This is a genomic window from Burkholderia catarinensis (assembly GCF_001883705.2).
Taxonomy (GTDB): Bacteria; Pseudomonadota; Gammaproteobacteria; order Burkholderiales; family Burkholderiaceae; genus Burkholderia; species Burkholderia catarinensis.
Map to the genome: position 1 here is coordinate 23,611 of NZ_MDEQ02000033.1, position 22,214 is coordinate 45,824.

At 67.5% G+C, this 22,214-nt stretch carries 18 protein-coding genes; 3 read left to right on the top strand and 15 right to left on the bottom strand.

The window, feature by feature from the left end:
- The first annotated feature begins 181 nt into the window (after positions 1 to 181).
- The gene (locus BFF94_RS33055; RefSeq protein WP_128843730.1) at positions 182 to 3,049 is read left to right on the top strand and encodes a valine--tRNA ligase; all 2,868 of its coding nucleotides are present in this window, start codon (positions 182 to 184) and stop codon (positions 3,047 to 3,049) included.
- Between the two features lie 87 nt (positions 3,050 to 3,136).
- Positions 3,137 to 4,021, top strand: a complete 885-nt coding sequence (gene galU, locus BFF94_RS33060) for a UTP--glucose-1-phosphate uridylyltransferase GalU (protein ID WP_128843729.1) — start codon at positions 3,137 to 3,139, stop codon at positions 4,019 to 4,021.
- A gap of 52 nt (positions 4,022 to 4,073) precedes the next feature.
- Here galU and BFF94_RS33065 read toward each other — a convergent pair whose 3' ends face one another.
- The 7 genes from BFF94_RS33065 to BFF94_RS33095 all read right to left on the bottom strand — a co-directional run bounded on the left by BFF94_RS33065 (position 4,074) and on the right by BFF94_RS33095 (position 11,366).
- Positions 4,074 to 4,688 carry a DUF4136 domain-containing protein gene (locus tag BFF94_RS33065; RefSeq protein ID WP_219140287.1) on the bottom strand — a complete coding sequence of 205 codons (615 nt, stop codon included), beginning with the start codon at positions 4,686 to 4,688 and terminating at the stop codon, positions 4,074 to 4,076.
- Between the two features lie 37 nt (positions 4,689 to 4,725).
- Entirely contained in the window at positions 4,726 to 7,113 is a 2,388-nt protein-coding gene (locus BFF94_RS33070) for a CHASE2 domain-containing protein (protein WP_128849326.1), read from the bottom strand.
- 10 nt (positions 7,114 to 7,123) lie between these two features.
- Positions 7,124 to 8,485, bottom strand: coding sequence for a FecR family protein (locus tag BFF94_RS33075; protein ID WP_128849328.1), 1,362 nt, complete (start codon positions 8,483 to 8,485; stop codon positions 7,124 to 7,126).
- Positions 8,482 to 9,186: a response regulator transcription factor gene (locus tag BFF94_RS33080; protein ID WP_006490421.1), complete on the bottom strand. Its 705-nt coding sequence runs from the start codon at positions 9,184 to 9,186 to the stop codon at positions 8,482 to 8,484. The genes BFF94_RS33075 and BFF94_RS33080 overlap by 4 nt, the downstream gene beginning before the upstream one ends.
- 268 nt (positions 9,187 to 9,454) lie before the next feature.
- Entirely contained in the window at positions 9,455 to 9,889 is a 435-nt protein-coding gene (locus BFF94_RS33085) for a peptidase (RefSeq protein ID WP_128849331.1), read from the bottom strand.
- A gap of 196 nt (positions 9,890 to 10,085) precedes the next feature.
- Entirely contained in the window at positions 10,086 to 10,313 is a 228-nt protein-coding gene (locus tag BFF94_RS33090; protein ID WP_006402122.1) for a sulfurtransferase TusA family protein, read from the bottom strand.
- Positions 10,314 to 10,430: 117 nt separating this feature from the next.
- The gene (locus tag BFF94_RS33095) at positions 10,431 to 11,366 is read right to left on the bottom strand and encodes a LysR family transcriptional regulator (RefSeq protein ID WP_219140288.1); all 936 of its coding nucleotides are present in this window, start codon (positions 11,364 to 11,366) and stop codon (positions 10,431 to 10,433) included.
- Between the two features lie 114 nt (positions 11,367 to 11,480).
- Between BFF94_RS33095 and BFF94_RS33100 the strand changes: the two genes are divergently transcribed.
- On the top strand, positions 11,481 to 13,001 hold the full coding sequence (locus tag BFF94_RS33100; protein WP_128849334.1) for a CoA-acylating methylmalonate-semialdehyde dehydrogenase: 1,521 nt from the start codon (positions 11,481 to 11,483) through the stop codon (positions 12,999 to 13,001).
- Between the two features lie 57 nt (positions 13,002 to 13,058).
- Here BFF94_RS33100 and BFF94_RS33105 read toward each other — a convergent pair whose 3' ends face one another.
- The 8 genes from BFF94_RS33105 to BFF94_RS33140 all read right to left on the bottom strand — a co-directional run bounded on the left by BFF94_RS33105 (position 13,059) and on the right by BFF94_RS33140 (position 22,081).
- Complete coding sequence (locus BFF94_RS33105) at positions 13,059 to 13,943, bottom strand: MurR/RpiR family transcriptional regulator (RefSeq protein ID WP_128849338.1); 885 nt, start codon at positions 13,941 to 13,943, stop codon at positions 13,059 to 13,061.
- A gap of 297 nt (positions 13,944 to 14,240) precedes the next feature.
- Positions 14,241 to 15,413 carry a Gfo/Idh/MocA family protein gene (locus tag BFF94_RS33110; RefSeq protein WP_128849341.1) on the bottom strand — a complete coding sequence of 391 codons (1,173 nt, stop codon included), beginning with the start codon at positions 15,411 to 15,413 and terminating at the stop codon, positions 14,241 to 14,243.
- A 32-nt stretch (positions 15,414 to 15,445) separates the two neighbouring features.
- Positions 15,446 to 16,372 (bottom strand): TIM barrel protein, encoded by a 927-nt coding sequence (locus tag BFF94_RS33115; RefSeq protein WP_128849344.1) that lies wholly within the window; start codon positions 16,370 to 16,372, stop codon positions 15,446 to 15,448.
- A gap of 38 nt (positions 16,373 to 16,410) precedes the next feature.
- Positions 16,411 to 17,424: a bifunctional inositol 2-dehydrogenase/D-chiro-inositol 1-dehydrogenase gene (gene iolG / locus BFF94_RS33120; protein ID WP_128849347.1), complete on the bottom strand. Its 1,014-nt coding sequence runs from the start codon at positions 17,422 to 17,424 to the stop codon at positions 16,411 to 16,413.
- Between the two features lie 62 nt (positions 17,425 to 17,486).
- Positions 17,487 to 18,398: a sugar phosphate isomerase/epimerase family protein gene (locus BFF94_RS33125; protein ID WP_128849350.1), complete on the bottom strand. Its 912-nt coding sequence runs from the start codon at positions 18,396 to 18,398 to the stop codon at positions 17,487 to 17,489.
- Positions 18,399 to 18,441: 43 nt separating this feature from the next.
- Positions 18,442 to 19,467 carry an ABC transporter permease gene (locus BFF94_RS33130; protein WP_128849353.1) on the bottom strand — a complete coding sequence of 342 codons (1,026 nt, stop codon included), beginning with the start codon at positions 19,465 to 19,467 and terminating at the stop codon, positions 18,442 to 18,444.
- 26 nt (positions 19,468 to 19,493) lie between these two features.
- Positions 19,494 to 21,086: a sugar ABC transporter ATP-binding protein gene (locus BFF94_RS33135; protein ID WP_128849355.1), complete on the bottom strand. Its 1,593-nt coding sequence runs from the start codon at positions 21,084 to 21,086 to the stop codon at positions 19,494 to 19,496.
- Positions 21,087 to 21,154: 68 nt separating this feature from the next.
- Positions 21,155 to 22,081, bottom strand: a complete 927-nt coding sequence (locus BFF94_RS33140) for a sugar ABC transporter substrate-binding protein (protein WP_128849358.1) — start codon at positions 22,079 to 22,081, stop codon at positions 21,155 to 21,157.
- Positions 22,082 to 22,214: the final 133 nt, after the last annotated feature.

Here is a 22,214-nt window from a genome sequence, read left to right on the forward strand (position 1 = left end):
GCGACGCTTGCCATCCGTGATCGAGCAAACCTGCTGCGATGGCAGCAGCGTGTGCCGGGTGAGGTCCGTAATAGCTGGCAAATATCGATGCGCCGATATCAGTGACTGACCATCAATATCGATGCATCTATAATTGTCAGATTCCGCATCCAGTTCACACGCATTTTTTGGCAGATTTTCTATGAGCGACAGCACGCTTGCGAAGAGTTTCGAACCCCACAACATCGAATCCCAATGGGGGCCGGAGTGGGAAAAACGCGCCTATGCCACCCCGGCGTTCGACGCAACCCGACCCGATTTCGCGATCCAGCTGCCGCCGCCGAACGTGACGGGCACGCTGCACATGGGCCACGCGTTCAACCAGACGATCATGGACGGCCTCGCCCGCTACCACCGGATGCTCGGCGAGAACACGCTGTGGGTGCCCGGCACCGACCACGCGGGGATCGCCACCCAGATCGTCGTCGAGCGCCAGCTCGACGCGCAGGGCGTGTCGCGCCACGACCTCGGCCGCGAGAAGTTCGTCGAGCGCGTGTGGGAATGGAAGCAGAAGTCCGGTTCGACGATCACGGACCAGGTGCGCCGGCTCGGCGCGTCGACCGACTGGTCGCGCGAATACTTCACGATGGACGACAAGATGTCGGCCGCCGTGCGCGACGTGTTCGTCACGCTCCATGAACAGGGCCTGATCTACCGCGGCAAGCGCCTCGTCAACTGGGATCCGGTACTGCTCACCGCGGTGTCGGATCTCGAGGTCGTGAGCGAAGAGGAAAACGGCCACCTGTGGCACATCCGCTACCCGCTCGTCGACGGTTCGGGCTCGCTGACGGTCGCGACCACACGCCCGGAAACGATGCTCGGCGACGTCGCGCTGATGGTCCATCCGGAAGACGAGCGCTACGCGCACCTGATCGGCAAGCTCGTGACGCTGCCGCTGACCGGCCGCGAGATCCCGGTGATCGCCGACGACTACGTCGACCGCGAGTTCGGCACGGGCGTCGTGAAGGTCACGCCCGCGCACGACTTCAACGACTACCAGGTCGGCCTGCGCCACCAGCTCGCGCCGATCGAGATCCTGACGCTCGACGCGAAGATCAACGACAACGGCCCCGAGCAGTATCGCGGTCTCGACCGCTTCGACGCGCGCAAGGCGATCGTCGCCGACCTCGACGCAGAAGGCTTCCTCGACTCGGTCAAGCCGCACAAGCTGATGGTGCCGCGCGGCGACCGCACGGGCGTCGTGATCGAGCCGCTGCTGACCGACCAGTGGTTCGTCGCGATGACGAAGCCGGCGCCGGAAGGCACGTTCCACCCGGGCAAGTCGATCACCGAGGTGTCGCTCGACGTCGTGCGCGACGGCCAGATCAAGTTCGTCCCGGAGAACTGGACGACCACCTACTACCAGTGGCTCGAGAACATCCAGGACTGGTGCATCTCGCGCCAGCTGTGGTGGGGCCACCAGATTCCGGCGTGGTACGGCGAGAACGGCGAGGTGTTCGTCGCGCGCAGCGAGGAAGACGCGCGCGCACAGGCCGCCGCCAAGGGCTACACGGGTGCGCTGAAGCGCGACGAGGACGTGCTAGACACGTGGTTCTCGTCGGCGCTCGTGCCGTTCTCGTCGCTCGGCTGGCCGAACGAAACGCCCGAACTGAAGCATTTCCTGCCGTCGTCGGTGCTCGTCACGGGCTTCGACATCATCTTCTTCTGGGTCGCCCGGATGGTGATGATGACCACGCACTTCACCGGCAAGGTGCCGTTCCACACCGTCTACATGCATGGCCTCGTGCGCGACGCGGAAGGCCAGAAGATGTCGAAGAGCAAGGGCAACACGCTCGACCCGATCGACATCGTCGACGGCATCGACCTCGAAGCGCTGGTCGCGAAACGCACGACGGGCCTGATGAATCCGAAGCAGGCCGCGACGATCGAGAAGAAGACGCGCAAGGAATTCCCGGACGGCATCCCCGCGTTCGGCACCGACGCGCTGCGTTTCACGATGGCGTCAATGGCGACGCTCGGCCGCAACGTGAACTTCGACCTCGCGCGCTGCGAAGGCTACCGCAACTTCTGCAACAAGCTGTGGAACGCGACGCGCTTCGTGCTGATGAACTGCGAAGGCCACGACTGCGGGCTCGACAAGCCGGAAGTGTGCGGCGCGGGCGATTGCGGCCCCGGCGGCTACCTCGACTTCTCGGCGGCCGACCGCTGGATCGTGTCGCTGCTGCAGCGCGTCGAAGCCGACATCGCGAAGGGTTTCGCCGATTACCGCTTCGACAACGTCGCGACCAGCATCTACAAGTTCGTGTGGGACGAATACTGCGACTGGTATCTCGAACTCGCGAAGGTGCAGATCCAGAACGGCACGCCGGAACAGCAACGCGCGACCCGCCGCACGCTGCTGCGCGTGCTGGAAACAGTGCTGCGGCTCGCGCACCCGGTCATCCCGTTCATCACCGAAGCGCTCTGGCAGAAGGTCGCGCCGCTCGCGGGCCGTTATCCGCAGGGCAAGGCCGAGGGCGAAGCGTCGCTGATGACGCAGGCGTATCCGCTCGCCGAGTTGAAGAAGATCGACGAGGCGTCCGAACAGTGGGCGGCCGACCTGAAGGCGATCGTCGACGCGTGCCGCAACCTGCGCGGCGAGATGAACCTGTCGCCGGCGACGAAGGTGCCGCTGCTCGCGGCCGGCGATGCCGAGCGCCTGCGCTCGTTCGCGCCGTACGTCCAGGCCCTCGCGCGCCTGTCGGAAGTGCAGATCCTCGCGGACGAAGCGGCGCTCGACAAGGAAGCGCACGGTGCGCCGATCGCGATCGTCGGCCCGAACAAGCTGGTGCTGAAGGTGGAAATCGACGTCGCGGCCGAGCGCGAGCGCCTGTCGAAGGAAATCGCGCGCCTGTCGGGCGAGATCGTGAAGTGCAACGCGAAGCTCGGCAACGAGGCCTTCGTCGCGAAAGCGCCGCCGGCCGTGGTCGAACAGGAGCAAAAGCGCGTCGCCGAATTCCAGAGCACGCTCGAGAAACTGCGTGCGCAGCTCGACCGGTTGCCTGCGTAACAATCGGTAAGGCCGTTTGCGTTCACTATAATGGGGACGTGAACATACCTCGTCTGACAAGTCGATTACAGGAATAAAGGTTCGATCATGTTGAAAGTCACCAAGGCGGTATTCCCCGTTGCCGGCCTCGGCACGCGGTTCCTCCCGGCAACGAAGGCGAGCCCGAAGGAAATGCTGCCGGTCGTCGACAAGCCGCTGATCCAGTACGCAGTCGAGGAAGCGATCGCCGCCGGCATTACCGAGATGATCTTCGTCACCGGGCGCAGCAAGCGCGCGATCGAGGATCACTTCGACAAGTCGTACGAAGTCGAGGCCGAACTCGAGGCGCGCGGCAAGGAAAAGCTGCTCGAACTCGTGCGCAGCATCAAGCCGAGCCATGTCGACTGCTTCTACGTGCGCCAGCCGGAAGCGCTCGGCCTCGGCCATGCGGTGCTGTGCGCGGAAAAGCTCGTGGCCGACAATCCGTTCGCGGTGATCCTCGCCGACGACCTGCTCGACGGCAATCCGCCCGTGATGAAGCAGATGGTCGACGTGTTCGACCACTATCACAGCTCGGTGATCGGCGTCGAAGAGATCCCGCCGTCGGAGACGAAATCGTACGGGATCGTCGACGGCAAGGAGTGGGAAGAGTCGATCGTCAAGATGTCGGCGATCATCGAGAAGCCGGCGCCGGAAGTCGCGCCGTCGAACCTCGGCGTCGTGGGCCGCTATATCCTGAAGCCGCGGATCTTCGAACACCTGCGTGCGCTGAAGCCCGGCGCGGGCGGCGAACTGCAGCTCACCGACGCGATCCAAGCACTGCTCGCCGATGAACAGGTGCTGGCCTACAAGTACCAGGGCACGCGCTACGACTGCGGCAGCAAGCTCGGCTACCTGAAGGCGACGGTCGAATTCGCGCTGCGCCACCCGGAAGTCGGCGCGGACTTCGAAGCGTACCTGCGCACGCGCGACGGCGCACAACCGGCCGCCTGAACGCGGCAAGGGCTCGCCCCGGCGGGCCCGCCCTCACCTCACCGGCCGCCGCTCAGCGCGCTTCGGCCGGCTTTATCGAGACGACGCCCGGCATTCCGCCCGCGTCGTCTTTTTTCGTCTTGACGAGCCAGCCGCCGCCGTCACCGAACGGCAGCTTCGCGAGCGCGCTCTTCACGAGCGCCGGCGCGGCCTGCTGCGTGCCGGGGTCGCGATCGCGCAGCGCGGCCGATACGCGATAGACGTCGGCACCCGATTTCGCATCGACGAAACGCAGCGTCAGCACGTGGCGATACACGCTGCCCATGAACGGCAGCGCGAACGGCGCCGGGCCGTCGACCGTCACGCATGCGCTGCTCGCGGCGCCGCAGTGGTCGGCGCTCGCCGCGACCGACGCCGGCTGCGTCGCATACGCGATCGACAGCCGGTAGCGCGCGGCCGCAAGCGGCTGCGCGTCGAAGCCGCGGTGCGCGAGTTCGTCGCGCACGAGCGTCTCGATCTGCCCGTATTCGGCGTCGTCGGCCTGTGCGGCCGTCCGCACGAAATCGTAGCCGTGCGCATCGGATGCAAACGCGTTCGGCTGCCCGACCGCACTCACGCCGCTCGTCACGCCGGCGCAACCCGTCAACAGCGATGCCGCCAGCGCGGCCGCCGCCCATTCCTTTCTCATGGCTTTCCCCCAATACCTGCCGTCGCGCCCGGCCCTGTCAGGCGGACGGCTCGTCGATCGCGGGCAGCGAAACCGTCACCGCGGTGCCGACACCGACTTCGCTGTCGACCGACACGCTGCCCCCATGGCGCGTGACGACCGTCTTCACGAATGCCATGCCGAGCCCGGAACCCGAAATCTCGGGCCGCTCGCCGACATGGAATCGCTTGAAACGCTCGAACAGATGCCGCTGATCTTCCGGCGCGATGCCGTACCCCTGATCGCGAATCGTACAGAACATCCGTTTCGACGCGTGCTCGACCGTCAGCGTACACGTGATCACCGTGTTGGACGGACTGTATTTGACCGCATTGTTCAACAGGTTCACGAATGCACGCGTGATCAGCGAGCGGTCCGCGCGCACCCAGCATATGTCGGTGCCGACGCCGGTGTCGACGCGGATGTGCTTCGCCTGAGCCTGCGGCCACACCTCGTCGCTCGCATCGATCAGCACGTCGACGAGGCTCGTCACCTCGAACTGGTACACCTGCGACTCCGCGCGCGCCAACTGCACGAATTCGTCGGCGAGCGACAGCGCGCGGTGCGCATAGCGCTCGATCCGCGCGAGCAGCCCGCGCATCGCGTCGGTCTCGACGCGGTCGCGCTCGATCTCGACGAGCGCGAGGATCGACGACTGCGGCGAGCGCATGTCGTGCGACAGCAGGTGCAGCGCTTCCTCGCGGTGCCGCTCGGCCGCGTGCAGCTCGGTCACGTCGACGAGGCCGGCAATCCAGCCCGTCACGCGGCCCTGCGCGTTCGTACAGGCCGCGTAGCGTAACAGATGGTCGAGCCCGTCGCGATCGCGCACCTCGATGCCGCGCGCCATCGCGTCGTGCTCGGCCTCGAGCGTCGGGTCGAGCGCGGCCGGCCAGTGCTCGCGGATCGCCGCATCGTGTTCGGGGTTGCCGTCGACGGTCTTCATGAACGTCAGTTCGCCGAGCGCGGTGCGCAGCGGCCGCCCTTCCGGCAGCGGCAGCGCGAGCCGCGACCCGTAGCGCTTCGCCGCATGGTTCGCGATCAGCACGGTGCCGGCCAGGTCGGTCACGAAGATCGGTTCGGGCATGCTGTCGAGGCTGTCCCATACGAAGCGCTTCATGTCCTGTACGCGCTGCGCGGCTTGCGCCATCAACGCCATCTGCCGCTCGAGCACGTCGCCGCCGACGCTGCGCGTGCGCGGCGCCTCGGGCAGCAGGTGCGGCTCGTCGGCGAGCCGCTGCAGCTCGCGGCGCAGGTACGACATCGTCATTTCCAGGCGCCGCCAGTTCCAGATCGGGTAGACGGCGACCAGCCCGAAGATCGCCGGCGCCGGCGACAGCCAGACGCGCGCCTCGAACAGCAACGCCAGGCTTGCGACGACGGCAAGCGCGGCAAGGCTCAGCGTCAGCAGCAGCGCGCGCCACGGCGACAGCATCAGGAAGCCGCCCAGCAGCACGGCGAGCGGCAGCAGCGACGCGGCGAACAACCCCGCGCGCGACGCGGGCGAGATCGCGCTGCCGGTTGCCAGCATGTCGAGCACGTTGGCATGGATATACACGCCGGCGAGCGGGCCGAACTCGCCGGACACGGGCGTCGCGAAGCGGTCGTAGAGCCCCGACGCCGTCACGCCGACGACGACGATCTTGCCGCGCAGCGCGTCGGGCTTCACGCGCCCTTCGAGCACGTCGTCGAACGACAGCGTCGGATAGGCAGGCGTGTTGCGGCTGAACGGGATCAGGTAGCGGCCCTCGTCGGCCGCATCGCGCGACAGGTCGTGCGCGTTCGCGCCGGGCACGCCGCCGACCGGATGCAATTGGCCGCCCTGGATCGCGCGGTACACGGGCACCATCAGTTGCGGCCAGCGCACGCGGCCGTCGCTTTCGAACAGCGCGACGCTGCGCACGATGCCGTCGCGATCGACTTCGAGGTTGATGTGGCCGAGCCCCATCGCACGCGCGGCGAGCGCGGCCACCGGCGGATCGACGGCACGCGTGCCGTCCGCCTGCTCGGGGCTCAGCAGCACGGGCAGGAAGGTCGGCACGTGGCTCATCGCGTCCGCGAACGCGCGATCCTCCGGCGACGGTTCGGTGAACAGCACGTCGTAGACGACGGCGGCCGGCTGCGCGCGCGCCAGCGTGTCGAGCAGCCGTGCATGCACGTCGCGCGGCCACGGCCAGCGGCCGAGCGCCGACACGCTCTGGTTGTCGATGTCGACGACGACCACGTCGGGCGACAGCGGCAGGCTGCGCAGCATCAGCAGGCGGTCGTAGATCAGCCCGTCGACGCTCGATGACAGGCGGCCGAGCGCGCACACGAGGATCACCGCGATCCCGAGGCAGCCGATCGCGAGCCACTCGATCAGGAAGCGGCGGCCGAGGTGCCGCCGCGGGGAAACGGAGTCGGGTTTCATGCGCCGCGGGTCAGCGCGACAGCGTGAACGCGCTGACCGGACTGGTCTTCTCGTAGAACTTGCCGCCTTCGAATTCCTCGACGGTCACGGCCCAGAAATAGTCGCCCGGCGGCAGGTGCGCGACGGTGATCTGGCGCGCTTGCAGGCCGACCTGGTCGACGACCGGCGCGCTCAGGTCCTTCGAGCGCGACAGCACGAACCGGTAGCGCGCATCCTGGCCCGAACCGTTCGGCGACCACCGGAACTCGTAGCCGCCCGCGCCGGGCGACGCGCTCGCGTCGAGCCCCATCACGCGGCGCTCGAACGCATAGGTGCGCGGCAGCCCCTCGAGGCCGTTGGCATCGATCGCGGCGATTCGCACGAAGTAGTTTCCGTTCGGCACGTCGTGGAAGACCGCGCGCGGCGAATCGGTGCGCGTTTCGCGGAACAGGTCGAACAGCCCCGCGTCGTGCGCGAGCTGCAGGCGGTATGCATGCGCCTGTGCGAGCGGCGCGACGTCGAACGCGACGTCGGGCTCGTCCTGCACCTTGTCGGCATGCGCGAGCGCCGGTGCGGGCAGCAGTTCGACGGGCGCACCGACCGCGCCGGACGACGTCGCGACGCTGCCGAAGTTCGCATGCACGAGCGTCGGGTCGGCCGGCTGCCGGTCGCCCGCGACGCCGACAGTGCCGTCGAGCACTTCGACGCGCGTCGACGCATTGCCGGCCGCGTCGTAGTTCACGCGAAAGCGCGTGCCGCGCACGCCGGCCACAACCGACGGCGAGCGGATCTGGAAGCGGTCCTCGCGTTTCTTCAGATGGGTGACTTCGCTGTCGACCGAGCCGCGCGTGAGTTCGAACTCGCGATCGAGCGTGCCGGTCAGCACGGTGCGGCGCAGCGACTTCAGGTCGAGCTGGCTGTCGGGCGGCAGGCTCATGTGCGTGCCGTCGGCGAGTTCGAGCGTCACGAAGCCGTTCGGGCCCGTGCGCAAGCGGTCGCCCTCGGCGAGCGTCGCATCGTTCGCAAGCGGCGCGTAAGTGCCGCCGGACGCGCGTTCGGCCGTGCCCTGCACCGCGATGACGCGCGCGGTCAGCTTTTCCTTGCGCAGGCGCGCGACCGGCAGCTTCAGCGCGACGCCGGGCTGCAGGTGCTTCGGCGCGGGCACGCCGTTGATCTGCTGGAGCAGTTGCCAGTCGTCCGCGCCCTGCAGGTAGCGCGCGGCGACGTCGGACAGCGTGTCGCCCGCCTGCGTGCGGTAGACGACCATCTTGCCCGCGGCAACGGGCGGCTGCGCAGCCGCATGCTGCGCGGCAAGCGCAAATGCAACCGCGCAGGCCGCGCGCAGCGCGGCCGTGCGCAGGCTCGCCGTACGCTGCTTGATGCGCGCGGTCACTCCGGTTCCCCCTGGCCGACCCGTTCGAGCCGGTAGCCGTAACCGTAGATCGGCGCGAGGCGATAACCGTTTTCAGGCCGCAGGCCGAGCTTGGTACGCAGCATCGAGATGTGCGTATCCATCGTGCGCGACGGGATGTCGGTCGCCTGCTTCCACACGAGATCGAGAATGTGCGCGCGCGACAGCGGCCGGTCGAGATGCTGGAACAGCAGCAGCGCGAGCTCGAATTCCTTTTGCGTGAGGCTCACGGCCTTGTCGCCGACGTACGCCTGCTTCAGGTTCACGTCGAAACGGAATTGATCGAATTCGCGTACGGTCGCCTCGGCGTTGACCGGATACGCGCGGCGCAGCAGCGAGCCGATGCGCGCGCGCAGGATCGGGCCCGACACGGGCTTGACCACGTAGTCGTCGGCGCCGGCGTTGAGGATCTGCGTGATCCCCGCCTCGTCGTCGCGGCTCGTCATGAAGATGATCGGCAGGCTGTGCTCGGTCTGGTTGGCACGCACCCACTTGAGCACTTCCTCGCCGGACATGTCGGGCACGTTCCAGTCGAGCACCAGCAGATCGAACGTCTCGCGCTGCAGACGCTTCTTCAGAGCCTTGCCTTCCTTGAACGCATAGCACGTATGGCCGACGGCCGTCAGCGTTTGACTGACGAAATCCGTCTGGGCCGGATCGTCATCCAGTACAGCAATTCTCATAGCACCCCGCAAATCGAAAGCGATTCGTCCATTCAGCTCCCGCGCCTGCCCCCGGCCGCGCAGACTGCGCGCGGCGCCCGGATATCGGCCGGCGAGCCGTCGTTCGCCGCTCGCGCCACCTGCGCAAACCGGCGACCCCGGTTAAATATCTCAAAAACGGGGCACGGACGAACCGGCGATTTCATCATAGTAGTATGAAATTCGCCAAGAAATTGCGCGGACTATCGTCCTTTCTTCGAATAATCCTTTCTGTTGCGCAATCGGACGCCTAATCGGCGCCCGCGATACCGGCCACCGGCTCGGTGAAATCGTCAGCGGCCATGTGCGGCGACCGCGGCTCCGACAGCGCCGGTTGCGCAAGCATCCGCTGCAGCTGGCCGCGCACGCGGTCCCACGCGCTGGCCGCATAGTCGGGCTGGGCCGCCGCCCACGCCTGCGCCAGATCGAACACGCGCTCGATCGTCGCACCGCAGTAGGTCAGGCCCGAGCCGTCGTGCTGCGCGGCATCGCGCAGCCGTTCGTCGAGCCACTCGGCCAGCCACGGCATCTCGGCCGCGGCCGAATCCGCATAGGCCTCGAGCGCGGCACGTGCGTGGCGATCCTGTTGCGGGTCGAGCTCGATACGGCTCAATCCCGATGCGTGCACGGACGCGATGCATTCCGCTCCGGCCGGACTTCGAATGGTCCCTGGTCTGAAGGACATGTCCTCTCCCCGTTGTACGACGGTAGCGTCAGGCATGGCCCCCGCCGCCGTACGACGTACCGTGGCCGGCACCTCCGCTGGGAGCGGACGACCGGCCGGGTCAGTATACGCAGCCGCTCACGAATCGAGGTTTAAGAATTGTCAGACAGGCGCGGCCGGCCGGAGCCGGACACGGCGGGACCCGCGATGCGGGCCGTTAGCGGCGGCGCATCAGGAACACGAAGGTCTTGTCCTGCGTCGTCGATTCGACGATCTCGTTGCCCGTCTGCTTCGCGAACGCGGCGAAATCGCGCTGCGAGCCCGGATCGGTCGCGAGCACCTTGAGGATCTGCCCGCTTTCCATATCGGCAAGCGCTTTCTTGGCACGCAGGATCGGCAACGGGCAATTGAGCCCGCGCGCGTCCACTTCCTTGTGAATCTGCATCGGCGGTCGACCTTCGAATGACGCGCCACACGAGGCGCGGGAGGAAGCTGCGATTTTACCGCAGTGCCGCCGCGCCCGCCCGGGCGGCCCACGGCCCGGCGCCAGCCGGCACCGGCGTCATGCGCCGGAGAAGCCGCCCGCGAGCCGTTCGCGCAGGTGCCGCACGAGCGCGCGCACCGCGCTCGGCACGACCGGGCTGTACGGGCGGATCGCGAAGATGTGCTCGCCGAACGCGCCCGACGGCCGCCAGCCGTCGAGCAGCGCGACGAGCCGGCCGGCATCGAGATCGCGCCGCGCGCTGAAATCCGGCAGCAGCGCGATGCCGAGCCCGCCGAGCGCGGCCTCGCGCATCGCCTCGCTGTTGTTCGCCGCGAAACTGCCGCGCACCGGCACGCTCACGCGCTGGCGCCGCCGGCCGTCCGGCTCGAAGCTCCACGCGGCCGATTCGTTGTCGCGCAGGTAGCACAGGCAGCTGTGGTCGACGAGTTCGCTCGGGTGCCGCGGCGCGCCGCGCGCATCGAGGTAGTCGCGGCTCGCGACGAGCAGCGAGCGCGTGTCGCACAACTTCCACGCGACGTGGGTCTGCGGCGCGGTAGTCGTATGACGGATCGCGAGGTCGAAGCCTTCCTGCGTCAGAGAATGCAGCCGGTCCGACAGGTCGAGCTCGATCTGCACGCCCGGATGCTGCCGCAGGAAATCGGGCAGGTGCGGCACGACCTGCTGGCGCCCGAGCGCGACCGGCACCGTCACGCGCAGCAGGCCGCGCGGCTCCCCGGCCAGATCCTTCACGCGCGCGAAGTGCTGCCCGATCGACTCGAACGCGTCGCGCGTGCTGTCGACGAGCGTCTGGCCCGCGTCGGTGAGCCGCACACTGCGCGTCGTGCGGCGCACGAGCGGCACGCCGGCCGCCTTTTCGAGATCGGCGATGCGCTGGCTCATCGCGGCCTTGCTGATGCCGAGCCGCTGCGCGGCGGCCGTGAAACTGCCGGCCGCGGCCAGTACCGTCAGCGAATGGATATGCGGCCAGAGCGCCTGGACATTTTGCTGATTCATTCATCGATTATTCAGAATTCTGAACAGTGAATCAAGCTGCGCGGCCTTCTCCCGCCCTGCGGGTTTGCCTAGACTAGGTTCCGTCCACCCGTACCCGATCCCCCAGGAGACACGATGAATCCGGTTCCCGCATATACCTCCGATGCCGACATCGGCCACTATGTCGACGGCGCGCCCGTTGCCGGCCGCAGCGGCCGCTTCCAGGACGTCCTGAATCCCGCGCTCGGCCGCGCCGCGCGCCGCGTGGCACTCGCCGACGCCAGCGAGGTGCAGCATGCCGTCGCATCGGCCCACGCCGCGTTCCCGGCCTGGGCCGCGACGCCGCCGATCCGCCGCGCACGCGTGCTGCACCGCTTCCTGCAACTGATGAACGAGCATCGCGACACGCTCGCGGCGATCATCACGGCCGAGCACGGCAAGGTGTTCTCCGACGCGCAGGGCGAAGTCGCGCGCGGCATCGACATCATCGAATTCGCGTGCGGCGTACCGCAGCTCCTGAAGGGCGACTTCACCGACCAGGTCAGCACCGGCATCGACAACTGGACGATGCGCCAGCCGCTCGGCGTCGTCGCGGGCATCACGCCGTTCAACTTCCCGTGCATGGTGCCGTGCTGGATGTTCCCGGTCGCGATCGCGACGGGCAACACGTTCGTGCTGAAGCCGAGCGAGCGCGACCCGTCGGCCGCGCTGTTCATCGCCGACCTGCTCACGCAGGCCGGGCTGCCGGCCGGCGTGTTCAACGTCGTGCAGGGCGACAAGGGCGCGGTCGACGCGCTGCTCGACCATCCCGACGTGCAGGCCGTCAGCTTCGTCGGCTCGACGCCGATCGCGGCCTACGTGCAGCAGCGCGCGGTGCAGTCGGGCAAGCGCGTGCAGGCGCTCGGCGGCGCGAAGAACCATCTGGTCGTGATGCCCGATGCGAACATCGAGCAGGCTGTCGATGCGCTGATCGGCGCCGCGTATGGCTCGGCGGGCGAACGCTGCATGGCGATCAGCATCGCGGTGCTGGTCGGCGACGTGGCCGACCGGATCGTGCCGGCGGTCGCCGAGCGCGCGCGCAAGCTGGTGATCGGCGACGGCATGTCGCCGGAAGTCGAGATGGGCCCGATCGTCACCGGCGAAGCGCTGAAGCGCATCGAAGGCTATATCGAGCAAGGCGTGAGCGAAGGCGCGCAACTGGTGGTCGACGGCCGCGGGCTGCGCGTGCCGGGCCGCGAGGCAGGCTTCTTCACCGGCGGCACGCTGTTCGACCATGTGACGCCCGAGATGCGCATCTACAAGGAAGAAATCTTCGGGCCGGTGCTCGGCTGCGTGCGCGTGAAGGATTTCGGCGCAGCGGTCGACCTGATCAACGCGCACGAGTTCGGCAACGGCGTCGCGTGCTTCACGAGCGACGGCGGCATCGCGCGCGAATTCGCGCAACGCATCCAGGTCGGGATGGTCGGCATCAACGTGCCGATTCCGGTGCCGATGGCGTGGCATGGCTTCGGCGGCTGGAAGAAGAGCCTGTTCGGCGACATGCACGCGTACGGCGAGGAAGGCGTGCGCTTCTACACGCGCCAGAAGTCGGTGATGCAGCGCTGGTCGTCGAGCATCGGCAAGGGCGCCGAATTCGCGATGCCGACCTCGAAGTAAGCCGGCCGGTGTGCCGCCCGCCGATCGATGTCGCCGGCGGTACACCGGCAGAACGCGTCAGCCGGCTTTCGTGCCGTGCGCGCCGTCGGCGGTCGGCAGGTACGACAGCTCGAGCCGGTACGCGAGCGCGACGAACAGGCTCTGCGCGAGGCCCATCGTGGCCGTCAGCGCGCGAAAGCCGAACGTCGCGCTGTCCTGCACCATCAGCGTAACCTCGGCCTCGCGCGCAAGCGGGCTCATCCGGCTGTCGGTGATCGCGATCAGGCGCGCGCCGCGCTGCACGGCCTGCTGCGCGACCTGCACGGTCTCGTCCGCATACGGCATGAACGAGATCACGATCATCACGTCGCCCTGGCGCACCGACCGGATCTGCCCGAGATGCATGCTGCCGAGCGCGCTGAACAGCCCGATGCGCTTGTCGGTATGCTGCAGCGCATAGTCGAGGTATACGGCGATCGGAAACGCGCGCCGCGAGCCCGCGATCCAGATCGCCTGCGTATCGGCGAGCAGGTCGACGGCCTGCGCGAGCGCCTGCGGGTCGAGCGTCTGCCGCAACTGCTGCATCCCGGCAATGCTGCCCTTGATGAATTCGTCGGCAATCTGCTCGGGCTGCAGGCTCGACGAACCCGATTCGATCACGTCGCGCAGCCGCAGGTTGTACGCGCGCCCCGGCGCGATCTGCTGCGCGAGCCCTTCGCGAAACAGCCGCTGCATCTCGGAGAAGCCGGAGAAGCCGAAATGCTTCGCGAAGCGCACGACGGCGGAAGGCTGGACGCCGCACGCCTCCGCGAGCGACTGGATGCCTTCCAGGCCAAGCTGGTCCCGATGCGTTTCCACGTGGCGCGCAATCACCTTCAGGCGATTGCTGAGGCCGTCGTACTCCTGCGTCAGATGCTGCAGGAACTGCTCGACGGTGGCGGGAGGTTTCTCGGATGAACTCATCGGATAGCGCGAAGTTGACGGCCCCGATGCGCGCGCGATGCTGACGGACGCGGCCCGGGACTCACCTGGATACATGCATGAAGGGCGAATTTAATCACGTTTGCGGCACGACCCGCGCCGCACGTTTCGCTCCCACGCGCTCGATCATCACTTGCACACGCTCCACGGCAACACTGGAAGCGATTGTCCAACGCTCTCGCGGCGTCGTAAAGATCAGGGTGTCTACCGAGGCCGCTGCCGCTGCGCAACGGCACACGGCGGGCACGCGGCGGGCACGGCCGGCCCGCCATGCGCGGCTCAGCGGTAGTCGACCCATACGCCGCCCGCATCGGCGGAACGCACGCAGTTCTCGACCCAGCGGACACCCTCGACGCCCGCGTGGACATCCGGAAAGCGGATGTCCTTCAGCGCCGCGGCGTCGCCGCGATCGGCCGCATCCATCGCGAGCGCGAAGCGCGCATAGAGATTCGACCAGGCCTCGAACAGCCCTTCCGGATGCCCGGCGCCGATGCGATCTTCGCGCAATGCGTGCGGATGCAGATAGCCCATCCCGCGATCGAGCACTTGCGCGGGTTGCCCCTGCACTTCGTAGCGCAACTGGTTCGGATGCTCGTCCCACCATTCGACGCTCGCCTTCGATCCGATCACGCGCACCTTCTGGCTGTGCATCGAGCCCGCGTTCACCGCGCTCGACCACACGTAGCCGATCGCGCCCGTGTCGTATTCCATGATCGTGAACGCGTTGTCCTCGAGCGGTGCGCGGCTCTTCACGAAGCTCTGCCGCGAACACATCAGCCGCCGGATCTTCAGCTCGGGCGCCATCACCTCGGAGAGGTACAGCGGATGCGTGCCGATATCGCCGAGCACATAGCTCGGGCCTGCGAATTTCGGGTCGACGCGCCAGCGCGCGGCCGCGCTCGCGGCCTCGACGCCTTCGCTATGGAAGCCATGCGCGAACTGCATCTGCACGATGCGGACCTCGCCGAGGTCGCCGCGCGCGATCATCTCGCGCGCCTGCTCGATCATCTGGTGTCCCGAATAGCCGTACGCGACGCCGACGATCCGGTTCTTCTCGACCGACAGGCGCTGCAGCGCCTCGGCCTCCTCGGTCGTGAAGCACAGCGGCTTCTCGCAGATCACGTGCAGCCCCGCGTTCAGCGCGGCGCGGCAGATCTCGAAGTGCGTGTTGTTCGGCGTCGCGATCGACACCGCGCGAATGCCGTCCGGGCGGCGTGCCTCGGCGTCGAACATCGTCGCGTAGTCGGGATAGCAGCGCTGCGCCGCGACGCCAAGCTTCACGCCGAACTGGCGGCCGCGTTCGGGATCGAGGTCGAACGCGCCGGCGACCAGCTGGAAGCTGCCGTCGCGCAATGCGGCCGACCGGTGGCTGTAGCCGATCTGGCTGCCGAGCCCGCCGCCGACCATGCCCCAGCGAATCGAATGTCCAAGCAGAATCTGTCCGTCAATCATGATGGTGGTGTTCCTGGTCCGTGTTCAGGGGTTCATGCAAAGCCGGCCGACGCGAGAAACGCGCGGCTCGCGGCGACGTCGCGCAGGCTCGTGCCGGCATTGCGCGGGTCGCGCTCCTGCTCGATCGTGATATAGCCCGCGTAGCCGATATCGTCGAGCGCGTGCCGGATCGACCGGTAGTCGAGCACGCCGGTGCCGATCGGGCACATCACGCCGCGCGCGCACGCGGCGAAGAACGCGATGTGCTCGCCCATCACCGCGTCGTATACGGCCGCATCGATATCCTTGAAGTGCACGTAGTCGAGACGCGCCGCATGGCGGCGCAGCCAGGCCTCCGGGTCCATGCCCGAGTAATGCAGGTGGCCCGTGTCGAGACACAGGCCGGCCGTGTCGGCCGCAATGTCGGCGACGATCCGGTCGATCTCGTCCGCGAACTCGATATAGCCGCCCGCATGCGGATGGATCACCGCACGCACGCCGAACTCGTCGCGCGCGATCGTCGCGATCTGCCGGATATGGTCGACCATGCGTGCCCAGCGTTCGCCGGACAGCCGCGGCGCGCGATCGGCATGGCCGGCCGCGTAGTCGCGCTCTTCGTGCCCCCAGTCCATCACGACCAGGTACGGCGCCGCGTAGCGCTGGCCGTCCTGCGTCGGCAGCTTGGGCAGCCGCGTGATCAGCGCGCAGATTTCGCGCGTCTGGCGCAGCAGGTTCGGCAGGTTCTCCGGCGACACGAGATCGTCGAAGATCGTGCCCGCGGTAATGCTCAGGCGCTGCCGCTCGAGCTCGGCACTCACCACGTCGAGTTCGAGCGGGATGTAGCCGTACGGCCCGAGCTCGATGCCGGAATAGCCGGCCTGCGCGGCCTCGGCGAGCACCTGCCGCCACGGCGGCAGGTGCGGGTTCTTCACGTCGTCGACGCCCCAGCAACACGGTGCGCATCCAATCTTCATCGTCATGTCGGTCAGTCCGGCAGGTAAGCGGCGCGCGCCGCGGGTCAGTCGCGATAGAACGCGGGACGGTCGGCCATCGCGATCGGTTCGACCGCACCGCTCTGTTGCGCCCGCACGCACGCGTCGGCCGCGACCGCCGCCGCGTAGCCGTCCCATGCGGACGGCCCGGTGAGCGCCCCCTGCCGCACGCCGTCGATGAACGCCTGCAGCTCGACGTCGTACGACGCGATGAAACGCTCCTTCCAGTCGGTCATGATCTCGACCGCCTGCCGCGCCGCATGCTTGAGCCCCACCGCCGGCGGATCGGGCAGCTTCGCGATGCCCTGCTCGCCGACCACCTCGCACTGGATGTCGTAGCCGTACTGGCAGTTCACGAAGATCTCGACGTCGATGCGCACGCCGCTCGCGGTTTCCAGCAGCACGATCTGCGGATCGGCGAGATGCGCGCTCGCATGGCGCGTCTTCTTCGGATAGACGACCTGCGCGCTCGCGTAGTCCTCGCCGAGCAGCCAGCGCAGCACGTCGAGCTCGTGGATCAGCGTGTCGGTGATCGCCATGTCGGTCGTGTAGCGCTCGCCGACCGACTGGTTGCGGTGCGCGCAATGCAGCATCAGCGGCGCGCCGATCTCGCCGCTGTCGATCACGCGCTTCAGTGCGCGATAGCCTTCGTCGTACGGCCGCATGAAGCCGACCTGCACAAGCCGCTTGCCGTGCGCGACCTCGGCTTCGACGATCCGCATGCAGCCGTCGGCCGTGACGGCGAGCGGCTTCTCGCAGAACACGGGCTTGCCGTGCGCGATCGCGTCGAGCACGAACGCTTCGTGCGTCGGCCCCCACGACGTGACGAGCACGGCCTGCACGTCGGCGGCCGCGACCACTTCGTGGCCGTCGCCGTAGATCTCGGCATCGAGCCCATACTTCGACACCGCGTCGCGCGCCTGCTGCGGATCGATGTCGTTGACGGCCACGACGCGCGCGCCGGACAGCGTGCGAGTCAGCCTGCGAATATGGTCCTGGCCGATCGCGCCGCAGCCGATCACGCCGATTTGCAAGGTCATCCGGTATCTCCAGTCGTTCGTTTCTCAGCGGCGCGGCCCGTGCCGCGCCGGTCAGCAATCGGTCAGCGCGCGGTGCGATCGCAATGGCGATCGACGTAGCGCCGGATCGTGTCGCGCATGTAGCGCGACGAGGCTTCCGCGCGGTCCTCCCACGCGAACACGCACGACGACATCACGCCGTCGAAGCCCGCGGCGCCGAGCGCGCCGAAGAACAGATCCCAGTCGATCTCGCCCTGCCCGATGTCGAGATGCTGGTGCACACGAATCTGGTTCGAGCCGGGCGGGTTCACGATGTAGCGCAGCTGGCTGCTCTTGCGGTGGTCGAAGGTGTCGGCCACGCGCACGTGCGCGAGCAGCGGCGCGGCCTGCGCGATCATCGCGGCCATGTCGTCGCCGTAGTAGAACGTGTGCGGCGCGATGTACGACAGCTTCAGCGACGGCGAGCCGAGGTTCGTCACGATATCGATCGCCGGCTGCAACTGCTCGATCCAGTCCTCCGGATGCGGCTCGACCGACAGCACGATGCGTTCGCGCTCGAGGATCGGCAGCAGCTCGTCCATCGACCGGAACCACGCGGCCTCGCACAGCTCCTTCGGGTTCGCGCCCGGCCGCTCGCCGACCGAGCGCTCGGGCGACGCGCCGCGCCCGAACTCCGACACCATCAGTGCGCACTCCATCTCGAGTGCGACCTCGATCGCCTTCTTCCAGCAGCGCACGGCCCATTGCCGCTCGTCCTCGAACGGGCTCGCCCACCGGTACATCGGCTGCAGCGACGCGAGGCCGACACCGCTCGCGCGCAGCGCCTGGCGGAACGCGGCCATGCGCTCGCGCGTCGCGCGCGGCATCACCCACCAGTCGAGAAAGTCGCTGCGCGGCGACAGCTCGATCTGGTCGTAGCCGAGCTCGGCCACCGCGTGCGGCAGCCGGTCGAGCGGCAGGTGGCGAATCATGTAGGGATCCAGCGCGATCTTCATCAGTCTTCCTTCGTGAATGCGGCATCCGGTGGGGCGCGTGCGGTCAGCGACGCGTCTTCTTGTTGCGGTACTGGTCGGCGATCACGGCCGCGACGATGATCGCGCCCTTCACCATCTCCTGGTAATACGCGTCGATGCGGATGAACGTGAAGCCCGACGTCATCACGCCGAGGATCAGCACGCCGATCACGGTGCCGGTCACGCGGCCGAGGCCGCCCGACAGCGACGTGCCGCCGATCACGACGGCCGCGATCGCGTCGAGCTCGTACATCACGCCCATGCCCGACTGCCCCGAGATCGCGCGCGCGGCCGTCACGGTGCCGGCGATCCCGCTCAGGAGGCCCGCGATCGCATAGACGAAGATCAGGTGACGCGTGACGTTGATGCCCGACACGACCGCCGCATGACGGTTCGCGCCGATCGCGTAGGTGTACTTGCCGAAGCGCGTATAGCGCAGCACGATGTGGAAGATCGCGGCGATCACGAGAAAGATGATCACCGGGTTGGCGCCCGCGCCGATGGCCGCGAACGGATCGGTCAGCATCGACACCGGCATCCCGTTGGTGAACCACTTCGCGAACCCGCGCGCGGCCACCATCGTGCCGAGCGTCGCGATGAACGGCGGAATGCCCGTCATCGCGATCAGCGTGCCGTTCAGCAGGCCGACCAGCAGCCCGACGCACACGCCGGCCAGCACGGGCCAGATGATCGGCAGGTCGGTCAGGTGCGGAAACACCGCGCGCGGGAAGTCGGACACCTGCGCAAGACTGGCCGATACGACGGCGGCCGCCGCGACGACCGACCCCGACGACAGGTCGATCCCGCTGGTGATGATCACGAGGTTCACGCCGACCGCGATGATGCCGATCACGGCCATCTGCAGCACGATGATCTCGAGCCGCTCGGCGTTGAACAGGAAGCTCTGGCCGACGACGATCCAGCCGACGATCTCGAAGAACAGGCTGATGCCGACCAGCACGAGGAAGATGCTCAGTTCGGGCGGCCACTTCGTGTGCCGCGACTTGAGTGTCATGGTCTGCGCGTCCGCGACCGGGTTCAGGTTGCCCATTTCTTTGTCTCCAATCTTGTTTCGGCTCAGCGCGACGCGAGCTCCATGATGCGGACCTGGTCGGCGTCCTTGCGATCGAGGATGCCGGTCATGCGCCCTTCGTGCATCACCATCACGCGATCGCTCATTCCCAGCACTTCCGGCATCTCCGACGAGATCATCAGCACCGCGACGCCCTTGCCGGCGAGCGCGCTGACGAGCCGGTGAATCTCGGCCTTCGCGCCGACGTCGATGCCGCGCGTCGGTTCGTCGAGGATCAGGATGCGCGGCTGCGTGAGCAGCCAGCGGCCGATCAGCACCTTCTGCTGGTTGCCGCCCGACAGGTTCTGGATCTCCTCGTGCAGCCCGGGCGACTTCACGCGCAGCATCCGGCTCATTGCCTCGCAGTCGCGCTTCAACTGCGCCTGCTGCACGAAGTTGAACTTCACGTAGCGGTTGCTGAGCACCGCGGCTTCCATGTTCGCGAGCAGGTCGAGATTCAGGAAGCAGCCGGTGTCCTTGCGGTCCTCGGTGAGGAACGCCATCCCGCGCTTCATCGCCTGCGCGGGCGTGGCGATCCGCACCGGCTTGCCGTCGATCCGGATCTCGCCGGACGTGGCCGGCACGACGCCGAACAGCGCCTCCGCGACGTTCGAACGCCCCGAGCCGACGAGGCCCGCGACGCCGAGGATCTCGCCCGCGCGCAGCTCGAAGCTCACGTCGCGGAACACGCCGTCGACGCCGAGGTTCTTCACCGACAGCACGACGTCGCCGATCGGCACCTCCTCCTTCGGGAACATCTGCGTGATCTCGCGCCCGACCATCATGCGGATGATGTCGTCGCGCGTGACGTCGCTCGACGCATGCGTGCCGATGTACTTGCCGTCGCGGAACACCGAGAACTCGTCGGCGATCTCGAACAGCTCGTTCATCTTGTGCGTGATGTAGACGATGCCCTTGCCCTGCTCGCGCAGCTGGCGAATGATCCGGAACAGGTGCGTGACTTCCTTGTCGGTCAGCGCCGACGTCGGCTCGTCCATGATCAGCACGTCCGAGTCGAACGACACGGCCTTCGCGATCTCGACCATCTGGCGGCTCGCGACCGTCAGCATGCGCACGTCGGTTTCCGGATCGATGTCGATCGACAGCCGCTCGAACAGCGCGGCCGTGCGGCGGCGCAGCTCCGCATGATCGATCAGGCCGAAGCGGTTCTTCGGTTCGCGGCGGATCCAGATGTTCTCCGCGACCGTCATGTACGGCATCAGGTTGAGTTCCTGGTGGATCATCGCGATCCCGCGGTCGAGCGCATCGAGCGGGCCGTTCAGCACGACGGGTTCGCCGTTGATCAGGATCTCGCCCTGGTCGGGCGTGTAGACGCCCGCGATGATCTTCATCAGCGTCGACTTGCCCGCACCGTTCTCGCCCATCAGCGCATGGACCGTGCCGCGACGCACGCGGAACTGCACGCCGTCGAGCGCGACGACGCCCGGAAACGACTTGCCGACGCCGCGCACCTCGAGCACGCAATCGGCCGCGGAAGAAGCCGGTGCCCCGGCGGGACCGGACGAGCCGGCCGATCCCGACGAAGCGGCCGGCGCGTCGCCGCCGGCCATCGGGTGCGCGATCCTGGCTGTAAACATGGACGTTCCTCGACAAGTCGCGCGCGAACCCGGTCATGCCGGGCCCGCGCAGTTCAACGGATCACCGGTCAGTGCTTGGCGTACTGATTCATGTTCTCGGGCGTCACGAGCTCGAACGGCACGTTCACGTAGCGGTCGACGGGCTGCTTCTTCGCCAGCTTGAGCGCCGCGGCAACCGCCTGCGCGCCCTGCCCGGACGCGTTCTGGTACACGGACACCTTCAGATCGCCGCTCTTCATCGACGCGAGGCCGTCCGGCGTCGCGTCGATGCCCGCGACGACCGTCTTCGGCGTCCACTTGCGCGCGGCCTTCAGCGCGTTGATCGCGCCGATCGCCATCTCGTCGTTGTTGGAGATGATCGCGTCGTACTTCGTCCCGGAGCTCAGCCAGTTCATCGTGATGTCCTGGCCCTGCGTGCGGCTCCACTTGCCTTCGCGCTTGTCGACGATCTTCATGCCGGAGCAATCCTTCGTCGCGATCACGTCCTCGATGTCCTTGGTGCGGGCGCGCGCCGATTCGTTGGACAGCTCGCCCATCAGCACGAGGATGTCGCCCTTGCCGCCGAGCAGCTTGCACACCTGGCGCGCCTGCAGCGTGCCCGACTGCTTCTCGTCGGACGCGACGACCGCGACGCCGGCCGGCAGCTTGTCGAAATCGACCGGCCTGCGGTTCACGTAGATGAGCGGAATCTTCGCCGCGGTCACCATCTTCGTGATCTTCGGCGTCGCGTCGGTATCGACCGGATTCACGATGATCGCGTCGACCTTCTGCGCGATCATGTTCTGGACCTGGCTCAACTGCTTGCCGACGTCGTTGCCGCCGTCCTCGACCTGCACCGTCGCGCCGTCCTTCTTCGCCGAATCGGCGATGCTGTTGCGCAGGATGGTCAGGAACGTGTCGTCGAACGACGCCATCGTCACGCCGATCTTCTCGGCGTGCGCGAGCGGCGCAGCCAGGATCGCGGCGGCTGCGACGGCCATCAGCTTGGTCTTCATGATCACTCTGTCTCCTCATCTCCGGGGGGCGGAAGACGGCACGTTGCGCGCCGCCGGGCCAAGTCCGATCTGGTCCGATCGGGACTGAAGCATCCGGATGAAACTGTAGATCACTTCCTCGAAAATTTGGAAA